Raw genomic sequence first — 11,346 nt, 5'->3', positions numbered from 1 at the left:
AGCGCATCCTTCTGCGGTTTCATGCAGCAGAGACTCAGGACTTTGTTGACGGACGAAGCAGTCGCAGTCGACCGAAGATGCTCAACTGGCTTCGGTTGCAGAACGCACGGGAGCGACATCTCGCAGAGTGGATCGAAGTCAACTGCGTACGTACCGGCTTTTTGTGATGAGGCAGGCTGTGTTTCTCGCGATGCTTGTAGTTGAGCTAATCGCGTTACAGAGATAGATAGCAACAAGATAAGTCAGACAAAGGAGTACAGCAATGGCGAAGGAAAAGTTTGATCGTTCGAAGCCTCACGTGAATGTGGGGACGATTGGGCACATTGATCACGGCAAGACGACGTTGACGGCGGCGATCACGAAGGTGTTGTCGAAGCACAACCCGAAGATTGCGTTTCGATCGTTTGACACGATTGACAACGCTCCGGAAGAGCGGGAGCGCGGCATTACGATTGCGACGGCGCACGTGGAGTATGAGACGGCGAACCGTCACTATGCGCACGTGGACTGCCCTGGCCACGCGGATTACATCAAGAACATGATCACGGGCGCGGCGCAGATGGACGGCGCGATCCTTGTGGTGGCGGCGACGGACGGCCCGATGCCGCAGACCAAGGAGCACGTTCTCTTGGCCCGGCAGGTGGGCGTTCCGTACATTGTTGTGTTTCTGAACAAGTGCGATTCGGTGGAAGACGAGGAGCTGACGGACCTGGTGGAGATGGAAGTCCGCGAGCTCCTGTCGAAGTATGACTTCCCGGGCGACGACGTTCCGGTGATCCGCGGCTCTGCGCTGGGCGCCTTGAACGGCGAAGCGAAGTGGGAAGCCAAGATCGACGAGCTGATGGCGGCGGTGGACGCGACGGTTCCGCAACCCGATCGCCTGGTCGATCTGCCGTTTCTGATGCCGATCGAGGATATCTTTTCGATCTCGGGCCGTGGCACGGTGGTGACGGGCCGCATCGAGCGTGGCAAGATCAACGTGGGCGGGCCTGCGGAGATCGTCGGCTTCCGGGACACCCGGCAGACGGTGGTGACGGGCGTGGAGATGTTCAAGAAGCAGCTGGACGAGGGTCTGGCGGGCGACAACGCGGGTCTGTTGCTGCGCGGCATCGCCAAGGAAGACGTGGAGCGCGGCATGGTGTTGGCCAAGCCTGGATCGATCACGCCGCACACCCAGTTCAAGGGCGAGATCTATGTTCTGTCGAAGGAGGAAGGCGGACGCCACACCCCGTTTTTCAACGGCTACCGTCCCCAGTTTTACTTCCGGACGACGGACGTGACGGGATCGGCCAAGCTGCCGGAGGGCACGGAGATGGTGATGCCGGGCGACAACGTGAGCCTGGAAATCACGCTGCACACCCCGGTGGCGATGGAAAAGGGCCTCCGCTTCGCCATCCGCGAAGGCGGACGCACCGTCGGCGCCGGAACCATCACCGACATCCTCAAGTAAGGCACCCGCATACAGCACAACCAAAGCAAAGCACAAGGGCCGCATCGAAAAATGCGGCCCTTGTACTTTGTGACGGCGTCAGAGGTATTGCCATGGACGCAGGGTGTGCTCGTGCTCGTCCATGTCGACCCGTGCACCGCAGAACTGGACGCCTTCCTGTTCCAAACGACTTCGCTGTTCCAGGGCCGCATCACCGCGCAATTTGATTTGTCCGCCCGCACCGACGATACGTTGCCAAGGCAGGGCATCGTGCATGGAAGCGCTGAGCAGCTTTGCCACAGCCCGATGGTAGAGAGGGTAGCCAGCCGCCAAAGCGACTTTGCCGTAGGTTGAGACCCTGCCTGCGGGAACGGAACGAATGACGTCGCGAAAGGCCTTGTCACGGCTTGGGTCCTGCCGCAGCGAGGTCTTAATCAGCGCGCGGCGGAGGCTCTGGGCTACTGGCTTGCGCATGGTTGCAAGATACGACGGCGAACTGAAGAGTGTTGTGCGGCCAAGCTGAATGGGTTCCGCTTGGGCGTTTGCCGTAGATTCACGGATTTGTGATGAAGTCGTTGTATGACGCAGAACTCGCAATCAACTCGTCGTTCGTTCCTGGGCCGATCCCTCGCGTGGAGCGCGATGGCGGCGTTGTCTTCCAATGGAAAAGCATTTGCGTCGGAACCCCGTTTTCCGGGCGGAGCAGCGCACGCGTTGATCGCGGGGGACTGGGGCTGGGACGGCAACCAGAAGAATGGCGATCTGAGAAACGGCAGCAACTTTGCAGCGCAAAGCCAGGTGGCGCGCGGCATGCAGAACTATGCCGCAGCACACCAGTTGCGGCCCGACGCTTTGTTCCTGTTAGGTGACAACTGGTACGGCGATTTAGCGGGCGGGGCGCAATCGGATCGTTGGCAGCGGCAATTCGAGCAGATGTACCCGGCCAGCGCGTATCCGGGGCCGGCGTACGCGATGCTGGGCAATCACGATTACCAGTTTCTGCCGGCCACGGTGAACAAGGTGGAGGCGGAACTGGAATATGCGCGCGTGGGGATGACCGCAGATGGCCGAAAGACGCGATGGACGTTGCCGGCGCGTTGGTACGCCTTTGATTTTCCGCAGCAGTCGCCGCTGGTGCGATGCCTGGTGTTGGACAGCAACATGCCGTTCGCGGACGGAAGCGCGCGCCATGGTGCGGACTTCACCTTGACGCCGCAGCAACAGGCGGAGCAGTTAGAGTGGCTGCGGGCGGAGCTTGCAAAGCCGCGGACCGCACCGTTTCTGGTGGTGATGGCGCACCATCCGGTGTACTCGAATGGGCCGCACGGAGATCATGCGGTACTGGTGCGCGATTGGGCTCCGCTGTTTGCGGAACACAAAGTGGATTTCTACCTAGCTGGGCACGACCACGATCTGCAGGTCCTGCAAATTGCAGGAGCGCCGACGACCCACTTCCTATCCGGTGGCGGCGGTGCGGACCTGTATGTGCTGAAGCAGGATGATGCGCAGCGTGGGCCCTATGCGCAGGAAGTGCACGGGTTTAGTCATATGTCCGTGACGCGACGCGAGATGCAGTTACGGCACCTGGACGCGGGCGGGCGATTGCTGTTCGCGGTGGCAAAAACGCCAGGCGGAGAGCTGCGAGTCTTGTAAGGCGGTTTAGGCGCGTGACAACCGCTCTTTGCGTGTGAGAAGTTCTTGGCATGGAAACTGCGTCGCAGCGGATCGACGAGAGAATTGAGGAGTTGCGCGACTGGCGCGGGCCGATGCTGGCGCGAGTGCGCGCGGTGATTCGCGCGGCTGACCCGGAGATCGTGGAAGAGTGGAAGTGGCGCGGAGTTCCGGTGTGGTCGCACGCCGGTATCGTGTGCACGGGCGAGACGTACAAGAGTGTGGTCAAGCTGACGTTTGCGAGGGGTGCGGCGCTGGCTGACCCGACAGGCCTGTTCAACAGCAGCCTTGAGGGAAATGTGCGGCGAGCCATCGATCTTCGTGAAGATGAGCGGATTGACGAGATGGCGCTTACGGCGCTGGTCCGCGCTGCGATAGCGGAGAATCTGCGGGTCGAAGGCAAGCGCCCGGCTTGATCAGTGGGCCGGTTCGTGCGGTTGGATTCGGTCACTCTGGGCGGCTTCGATAATGCGATGTGTCGGGGGTGGTACCGGTGCAGTGGACCCCGGGAATAAACGGGTTTGGTTGTCGGAGCTTTAGTGGGTGCCGGAGGCTCGGGATTTGGTCAGATTGCTGAGAGCGGGGCAGCGGTGACGTGGATGAGTTCGAGACCGGCTGTACGGTGGGTCGTGGAATTCGGCGAAAATTGGGTGGTGTGCCGGGAGGGGTAACCACGGCTGCTTTTAATGATGGTCTTCAGATTGTGAATACCCGTCTTTTCGAGGAAGTGCAGAGAGTCGGCTAATGTAAATCATGCGTTCCTTGAGACGTCTGCATTCGAGATGGGAGCAGCTACATGCTTCTGGAATGGCAACGCACAACTTGCCGCGGCCCTCTTAGTGTCTGCTGTTGGGCTGGTACTTTGGACTTTGGCGCGTCCGCGACCACCAGGCATTTCAATAGGCTTTGCAGCTCTGGTTGCCGGCATCATGAGCGTGCGATCGCAGATGAAGCCGCAAGAAAAGTTTGTCTGGATTGTTGTTCTCGTTGCACTCGTCTATTCAGAAACACGCGCTATTCAGCGATCAGATGAAACAAACCAGAGAAATCAGGAGCAGCAAAAAAAAGAGTTCGCGGGTATCGCCGCGGATTTACGGGACTCAATAAGGAAAGGCGAGGAGCAGTACAGCTCGACGATCAGGCACGTAGATGTCGTCCTCTCAAAGACGACGGCTGTTGCAACTCTTGCGCAAACGAGTTTAGACGACATCACAGGAAAAGATTCGTTTCTGACCGTGATACCAGACGTCGCATACAGCGGCGATGACATCACGTTCAAAGTTGTCAACCGAGGTCGCCACATTGTGAGTGGAAGCTCCCTACTCATTACCAAGCTTGGAGTTTGGTGGCCCGGCGTTCGCGACATCATGCTCAACGATGTGAATCAGCGCATTCAGCTTCCTGTGATGCATCCGGGCGAAACGCTTTTGCTCTCCCGACATATCAACCTAAGCAGGGACGCATTTGGTCGCGAGTTGCATGAAAGTGAAAAAGCTAGCGTCTATGTCTTTGCGAGCGGTCCGAGTCTGTCCGCCGTTGAACAAATCGATTTCAGGCGAAATGGCAGAGACTCAGCAGGAAGGCCTTCTTGGCAATTCAGGTACGACGTTGTAGAAGATCCGCCGTATCAAATCTTTAAGCCAGGTCAGAAAGTGCCTAAGACTACTCGGCTCGAACACTGCGACTGGACCACCGAAAGCGACCCGAAGCACCCTGTCCAACCCCTCATCGCGCTGATGCAGGCTAGGGCCACGCAAAAGCAAGAGCAGAGGTGATTGCTTGCGCACCCTCATTCCTTAAGGTATATTCGAAAGGTTGGCCGAAAAGGCCTGACGATTTTCGCTCTTTGAGAGAAGTGACATGGCTGGACAGCAGAGGATTCGTATTCGCCTGAAGGCGTATGACTATCGCGTGCTTGACACGTCGACCGGTGAGATTGTGGAGACGGCGAAGCGTACGGGCGCCCAGGTTGCGGGTCCGATTCCGCTCCCCACGATCAAGAACAAGTATTGCGTTTTGCGTTCGCCCCACGTGGACAAGAAGTCCCGCGAGGCGTTCGAAATTCGTACGCACAAGCGCCTGATCGACATTCTGGAACCGACGCAGCAGACGGTGGACGCGCTGATGAAACTTGATCTGCCTGCGGGTGTGGACGTCGAGATCAAGACGGTTACGAAGTAAGTCCGGCCGCCTTCTTTCAGGAGTTCGGTGGCAGCACCTGAATGCAGGTTTCTCCGCTATGCAGGACGATACAACCGTCCCGCTTCGGTCGAAATGACAGTGTTTGGGTGAGGACAGAAGTAAAGCACTAAGAAATCTAACCGGCAGTGCCCGACGTGAGTCGCGGCATGATGAGGAGTGGAATATGTCAGTAACAGGAATTCTCGGCCGCAAGGTCGGCATGACGCAGGTGTTTGATGACCGGGGCGAAGTTCACCCGATCACGGTCATCAAGGCAGGACCGTGTGTCATCACACAGCTCAAGACGCAGATGAAGGACGGCTATGACGCCGCCCAGATCGGCCTGGTCGAGTTCGTGAAGGCAAGCAAGGTGAACAAGGCCATGACGGGCCACTTTGCGAAGACGGACGTGCCGCCGGTGCGGATCATCAAAGAAGTCGGTATCGAGACTTCAACTGGCACCAGTGAAGGTGACGGCAGCGAGGCAGTGAAGGCCGGCGACCGCATCATGGTCGACATCTTCAGCGACGCGAAATTCGTGGACATTATCGGCACCAGCAAGGGCCGCGGGTTCGCGGGCGTCGTTCGCCGGCATGGTTTCGGCGGTGGTCCCAAGTCGCACGGTCACATGTTCCAGATACAAGGTTCGATTGGTGCTTCATCGTTCCCGTCGCGCGTGTTTCCGGGCCAGCGGATGCCGGGTCACTTCGGTGACGCGCAGATCACAGTGCGCAACCTCCGCATTCGTGGCATTGATGTTGAAGAGAATTTAATTATGGTCGAGGGCGCCGTTCCCGGTGCGCGTGACGGTGTGGTTCTGGTATCGAAAGCGAAGGCTCCGCCGCGCGAACGCCGCGGCTTTGCGGGTTCGGGTACAGTCGATCCGCTCAAGGCTTCGAAGAAGGCTTCCGCTGGCAAGGCTCCAGCCAAGAAGAAGTAAATTTGTGCCGGGATCGGCTTTGTGGCTGTCCCGGTGCTGATGCGAGCGAAAGCGGAATATTTCGCTCCGCTCGGGATGACACTCTCGCAGTAAACAGCACGGCATCACCGCATTCTGCGGTTCCGGTCCATGTGACGGAATGACGGCAGAATGACACAACGAACCTACGGCGCCCGCAATGGTACGGGCCCAAAAAGGAAGCAAGATGGCAAAGATCAATGTTGTCGATCTCGGCGGAAACACGGTCGGCGAGCTGGAGCTTGCGGACGAGGTGTTTGGCGTCGAAGTGAACGAGGCGTTGCTTTGGGAAGCAGTGAAGCATTACCGTGCATCGCTGCGCCAGGGTACGGCCGCGACGAAGAATAAGAAGCTTGTGTCGGGCTCCGGCAAGAAGCTCTGGAAGCAGAAGGGAACTGGCCGCGCCCGCGTGGGTTCGGTGCGTTCTCCAATCTGGCGCCATGGCGGCACAGTGCACGGACCGCAGCCTCGTTCGTACGATTACCAGTTTCCGCGCAAGAAGCTGCTGGGTGCTTTGAGCTCAGCCTTGGCAAGCAAGCTGCAGGATGGCAAGCTGACCGTCGTTTCGAGCCTGGAAGCGACCGAGCCGAAGACCAAGCTGTACCGCAAGATGCTGGATACGCTGGACGCCAAGAAGACGGCTCTGCTGGTCGAGAGCGGAACCAAGCTAAGCGACGCCCTGTTTTACGGTTCGCGTAACCTGGATGGCGTCGAGCTGGTGCTTTCGAGCGAGGTGCACCCGTACGATCTGCTCCGTTACGAGCACGCGATCTTCTCGCAGTCCGCCATTGAGGCACTGCAGGAGACGCTGAAAAAGAATGTGTCGAAGCGCAGGGTCCGAGCGCAAGCTGAAGGCTCCGCGCAACAGGAGGCAGCATAAATGCCGACCGTCTACCAAGTAATCCGCCGTCCGCTGATCACCGAAAAGAGCATGGGCGTGAAGGAGACCGAGGGCACGCTGGTGTTCGAAGTTGCCGCCGACGCGACGAAGACTGAAGTGAAGCAGGCAGTGGAAACACTCTTCCAGGTGAAGGTGTCAACCATTCGCACATCGAACGTGCTCGGCAAGGAACGTCGCCGTGGCAAGTTCACGGGCTTCCGTCCTGACTGGAAGAAGGCGTATGTGCGCCTGAAGTCCGGCGAGAAGATGCCGGACTACGTCAACAGCCTGTAAGGCGGTGGCGAGTCGGCAGAGCGGCCTGTCAGCCGGTCTGCAAGGGCAACAAAGAGCTCGCTTCACGCTGAATCTGTAACTGCTCCGCGCGCCTGACAAGCTATGCGGAAGGCAAGGAAACAAGGCAATGCCGATTAAGACATTTCGCCCCATTACGCCGACACTGCGCTTCCAATCGAAGCTGGTGAACTCGGATATCACGACGAACGAGCCGTACAAACCGTTATTGGAAGTGAAGCAGCGCACCGGCGGTCGTAACAGCACGGGCAAGCTGACCATCCGCCACCACGGCGGCGGTCATAAACAGAAGTTGCGCATCATTGATTTCAAGCGCGACAAGTACGGCGTGCCGGGAACCGTGGCGACGATTGAATACGATCCGAACCGTTCGTCTCGAATCGCGCTCATCAGCTACCGCGACGGTGAGAAGCGCTACATTCTTCAGCCGGTTGGGCTGAAGGTGGGCCAGCAGGTAATGAGCGGTCCCGAGGCCGATATTCTTGTTGGCAATGCGTTGCCGCTGAAGAACATCCCGGCGGGTACAACCGTGCACAATGTGGAACTTCGTCCGGGCAAGGGCGCGCAGATGGTGCGTTCCGCTGGATCGAGTGCGCAGCTGGTGGCGAAGGAGGGTGAGTATGCCCTGCTGAAGCTGCCCAGTGGGGAAACCCGCCGCGTTCTGGTGGACTGCATGGCGACGGTTGGCCAGGTCGGCAACACCGACCACGAGAACATCAGCTACGGCAAGGCCGGCGCGAGCCGCTGGCGTGGCATTCGTCCGGCAAACCGCGGAGTTTCGATGAACCCGGTCGATCACCCGCATGGTGGTGGTGAGGGTAAAACCTCTGGCGGCCGTCACCCGGTTACGCCATGGGGCCAGCCGACGCGTGGATACAAGACTCGTAACAATAAGCGGACCGATGTGTTTATCGTGAACCGCCGCAGCAAGTAAGAGAGCTCAAGAGGGACACATGGCACGTTCTACGAAGAAGGGCCCGTTTGTCGACACGCACCTGATGACCAAGGTCGAAGTGCTGAACACGGCCAATAAGAAGGAAGTTGTTAAGACCTGGTCGCGTCGTTCCACCATCTTTCCTGAGTTTGTGGGGCACACCTTTGCGGTGCACAACGGAAAGAAGTTCATTCCGGTGTATGTGACGGAGAATATGGTTGGTCACAAGCTAGGTGAGTTCTCGCTGACGCGGACCTTCAAAGGCCATGCGGCAAAAGCTGAGAGCTCGGCGAAGGGCAAGTAAGGAACCGGGAGCGGCGAGTCCGCTCCCTATTTGAGAGTCAGGAAGACACTATGGCGAAGACAGCCGAGAAGAGCACGTCCACTGCGGTTTCCACCGCAGTCCGCGAGTTCCGCGCTGAGGCGCGGTTCCAGCGGACCAGCCCGCAGAAGGCGAAGCTGGTGCTGGACATGATTAAGGGACAGCGCGTGGAGCAGGCGTTAAACACACTCATGTTTGCCCGCAAGCGCGTGGCGCCGATCGTTGAAAAGGCGTTGCGCTCCGCGGTGCAGAATGCGAGTTATCTGTCGCAGGAACAGGGATTCGATCTGGACGTCGACAATCTGTTTGTGAAGCAGGCGGTGGCGAACGAAGGTCCGCGCATGAAGCGCATCCGTCCCGCGCCGATGGGCCGTGCATACCGTTACCAGCGTCGCATTGCACACATCATCGTAACTGTGGCGGAGAAGGGCTCAAAGGGCGGTGCACAAGCTGCCCAGCCGGCTACCAGCAAGGCCGTGGCCACGGGCAAAACGTCTGGCAAGGCGACAACCAAGAAGGCCTCGAACAAGAAGAGCGCGGGAGCAACCGCCTAATTTATGCGCGTCATTTCGATGACGCGTCGAGTACTGAGTATGTTCGCCGGCAAAGACCGGTGGACGCGAAGTGAAGGGATAAGTTATGGGTCAGAAGGTCCATCCGTATGGGTTCCGCCTCGGCGTCAACAAGCCGTGGAAGTCGCGGTGGTTTGTCGAGAAGGATTATGACAAGCTGCTCGTCGAAGATGTCAAGCTGAAGGCCGAGCTGAGGGAGAAGCTGAAAGCCGCCGGTGTTTCCTCTGTCGAGATCGAGCGTCCCGGCAACAAGCTGCGGCTGATCATTCGCACTGCGCGTCCGGGCATTATCATCGGCCGCAAGGGCGCGGAGATCGACAAGCTCAAAGCGGACATCCAGAAGCGCACGAACCGCGAAGTATTCGTGGACATCCTGGAAGTGAACAAGCCGGAGCTCGACGCGCAGTTGGTTGCGGAGAACATTGCGCTGCAACTGGAAAAACGCGTGAGTTTCCGCCGTGCCATGCGTAAGAGCGTGGATTCCGCGCTGCGCTTCGGCTGCAAAGGCATCAAAGTGCGTGTGTCGGGCCGACTGAACGGCAACGAAATCGCACGCTCCGAGTGGTATCTGCAGGGTCGCCTGCCGCTGCATACGCTTCGTGCGGACATCGACTACGGCTTTGCCGAAGCGAAGACCACCTACGGCGTAATCGGCGTGAAGACGTGGATTTACCGTGGCGACATTTATGAGCAGAAGCGCCGGCGCGACACGAACACGTCAACCGGCGTGTTCTAGACGGAACCTCCAGGCGTGCTGCGCGGCTCACTCGTCGGACAGCACGCAAGGACCGAGAATAGCAGTGGCGCGGAGACTGGACCCGTAAGGGCCAAGGCCGTGCAGGAGAGATGACATCATGTTGATGCCGAAGAAAGTAAAATATCGCAAGCAGCAGAAGGGCAAGATGCGTGGCAAGGCATGGCGCGGCTCTGAGTTGGCTTTCGGGGACTTTGGTCTGAAGGTCGTCGAGTGTGGCTATATCACCGACCGGCAGATTGAGGCGAGCCGTATCGCGATGACGCGCTACATCAAGCGTGGCGGCAAAGTCTGGTTGCGGATTTTTCCAGACAAGCCGATCACCAAGAAGCCGGCCGAAGTTCGAATGGGTTCCGGCAAGGGTGCGCTGGATCACTGGGTGGCAGTGGTGCGTCCTGGCAAGCTCTTGTTCGAGATGGAAGGTGTATCGCCTGAGATCGCGAAGGAAGCGATGCGCCTGGCATCGAACAAGCTGCCACTGAAGACGATTTTTGTGCAGCGTCCGAACCTCGCCGCTCCGACCGGCAAGACTGAAGCTGCGGCTTAGTCCGCACAAGTTTGGCGCGGCCGCGAGTCGCGCATGAGAGAGAAGAACGATGAAAATCGACCAGATCCAGAGCCTGACGGCGGAAGAGCTGAAGCAGCAGGAAGCCCAGACGGGCGAGAAGCTGTTTCGCATCCGCTTTCAAAAGAGCCTGGGCCAGAACGAAGGCATGAAGAACCTGCGCGAGTTGAAGAAGGATATCGCTCGCATCAAGACCGTGGCGCGTCAGCGCGAACTCGGTCATGCAACCGCCCCAACCGAGAGCACGCAGCCGTCGAAGAAGTCGCGCAAGAAGAAGGACGCATAAGCCATGGCAGAGACAACGACTACTCCTGCAACTACCGAAACTCAGACTTCGGAGAAGACAGGCCACCGCACCGAAAAAATCGGTCTTGTGACCTCAACCAAGATGGACAAAACGATCGTCGTGTCGGTGGAAATGCGCAAGGCCCACCCGAAGTACCGTCGCGTGGTCAAGTCGAACAAAAAGTTTTATGCGCATGACGAGCAGAACTCGGCACGCGTTGGCGACCAGGTCCGCATTCGCGAGACGCGTCCTTTGAGCAAGCTGAAGCGGTGGAATTTGGAAGAGATTGTGCGCCGGTCATCGTTGTCGCAGTTAGCGGACACGAAGCCTTCGGCTGCAGCTGCGGCGAAGTAGTTGTGAGTTTCGGGTTGCAAATTACGGAACGTGTTCTGGCGAATGCGTAACTCGAAACTGAAGGCTCAGTAGTGTTCCGATGATGAACGAAGGGTGAGGGTGCCCTCGGTCCGCTCAACGGACGAGGC

General features: G+C 58.6%; 15 protein-coding genes and 1 pseudogene. 15 read left to right on the top strand and 1 reads right to left on the bottom strand.

Going from position 1 to position 11,346, the window contains the following annotated elements:
• Positions 1-262: 262 nt before the first annotated feature.
• A complete protein-coding gene (tuf, locus tag ACOFKT_RS11940) occupies positions 263-1,450 on the top strand; it encodes an elongation factor Tu (RefSeq protein ID WP_419804213.1) in 1,188 nt (395 codons plus the stop codon).
• 78 nt (positions 1,451-1,528) lie between these two features.
• On the opposite strand, the gene ACOFKT_RS11935 is transcribed toward tuf, so the two are convergent.
• On the bottom strand, positions 1,529-1,903 hold the full coding sequence (locus ACOFKT_RS11935; protein WP_419804212.1) for an MGMT family protein: 375 nt from the start codon (positions 1,901-1,903) through the stop codon (positions 1,529-1,531).
• Between the two features lie 105 nt (positions 1,904-2,008).
• Here ACOFKT_RS11935 and ACOFKT_RS11930 point away from each other — a divergent pair, with 105 nt between their 5' ends.
• The 14 genes and pseudogenes from ACOFKT_RS11930 to rpsQ all read left to right on the top strand — a co-directional run.
• Positions 2,009-3,082: a metallophosphoesterase gene (locus ACOFKT_RS11930; protein ID WP_419804211.1), complete on the top strand. Its 1,074-nt coding sequence runs from the start codon at positions 2,009-2,011 to the stop codon at positions 3,080-3,082.
• Positions 3,083-3,132: 50 nt separating this feature from the next.
• Complete coding sequence (locus tag ACOFKT_RS11925; RefSeq protein ID WP_419804210.1) at positions 3,133-3,516, top strand: DUF1801 domain-containing protein; 384 nt, start codon at positions 3,133-3,135, stop codon at positions 3,514-3,516.
• A 366-nt stretch (positions 3,517-3,882) separates the two neighbouring features.
• Positions 3,883-4,875 (top strand): hypothetical protein, encoded by a 993-nt coding sequence (locus tag ACOFKT_RS11920; RefSeq protein ID WP_419804209.1) that lies wholly within the window; start codon positions 3,883-3,885, stop codon positions 4,873-4,875.
• A gap of 85 nt (positions 4,876-4,960) precedes the next feature.
• Positions 4,961-5,281 (top strand): 30S ribosomal protein S10, encoded by a 321-nt coding sequence (rpsJ, locus tag ACOFKT_RS11915; protein ID WP_174304750.1) that lies wholly within the window; start codon positions 4,961-4,963, stop codon positions 5,279-5,281.
• 184 nt (positions 5,282-5,465) lie between these two features.
• Complete coding sequence (gene rplC / locus ACOFKT_RS11910) at positions 5,466-6,221, top strand: 50S ribosomal protein L3 (RefSeq protein ID WP_419804208.1); 756 nt, start codon at positions 5,466-5,468, stop codon at positions 6,219-6,221.
• Positions 6,222-6,426: 205 nt separating this feature from the next.
• Positions 6,427-7,119 (top strand): 50S ribosomal protein L4, encoded by a 693-nt coding sequence (gene rplD, locus ACOFKT_RS11905; protein WP_419804207.1) that lies wholly within the window; start codon positions 6,427-6,429, stop codon positions 7,117-7,119.
• On the top strand, positions 7,120-7,413 hold the full coding sequence (locus ACOFKT_RS11900; RefSeq protein ID WP_419804206.1) for a 50S ribosomal protein L23: 294 nt from the start codon (positions 7,120-7,122) through the stop codon (positions 7,411-7,413).
• Positions 7,414-7,540: 127 nt separating this feature from the next.
• Complete coding sequence (gene rplB, locus ACOFKT_RS11895) at positions 7,541-8,365, top strand: 50S ribosomal protein L2 (protein WP_419804205.1); 825 nt, start codon at positions 7,541-7,543, stop codon at positions 8,363-8,365.
• Between the two features lie 19 nt (positions 8,366-8,384).
• Entirely contained in the window at positions 8,385-8,669 is a 285-nt protein-coding gene (gene rpsS / locus ACOFKT_RS11890) for a 30S ribosomal protein S19 (RefSeq protein WP_419804204.1), read from the top strand.
• Between the two features lie 50 nt (positions 8,670-8,719).
• Positions 8,720-9,241, top strand: coding sequence for a 50S ribosomal protein L22 (gene rplV / locus ACOFKT_RS11885; protein WP_419804203.1), 522 nt, complete (start codon positions 8,720-8,722; stop codon positions 9,239-9,241).
• Positions 9,242-9,326: 85 nt separating this feature from the next.
• Positions 9,327-9,995: a 30S ribosomal protein S3 gene (gene rpsC / locus ACOFKT_RS11880; protein ID WP_419804202.1), complete on the top strand. Its 669-nt coding sequence runs from the start codon at positions 9,327-9,329 to the stop codon at positions 9,993-9,995.
• 118 nt (positions 9,996-10,113) lie between these two features.
• Positions 10,114-10,560: a 50S ribosomal protein L16 gene (rplP, locus tag ACOFKT_RS11875; protein WP_419804201.1), complete on the top strand. Its 447-nt coding sequence runs from the start codon at positions 10,114-10,116 to the stop codon at positions 10,558-10,560.
• Positions 10,561-10,609: 49 nt separating this feature from the next.
• On the top strand, positions 10,610-10,864 hold the full coding sequence (rpmC, locus tag ACOFKT_RS11870; RefSeq protein WP_419804200.1) for a 50S ribosomal protein L29: 255 nt from the start codon (positions 10,610-10,612) through the stop codon (positions 10,862-10,864).
• Positions 10,865-10,867: 3 nt separating this feature from the next.
• Positions 10,868-11,212: pseudogene (gene rpsQ / locus ACOFKT_RS11865) on the top strand (30S ribosomal protein S17); the annotation flags it as partial.
• Positions 11,213-11,346: the final 134 nt, after the last annotated feature.

Source organism: Terriglobus sp. (assembly GCF_965201105.1).
Taxonomy (GTDB): domain Bacteria; phylum Acidobacteriota; class Terriglobia; order Terriglobales; family Acidobacteriaceae; genus Terriglobus.
Note: the sequence above shows the minus strand (reverse complement) of the source record. Positions and strands in the feature narration are given on the sequence as shown.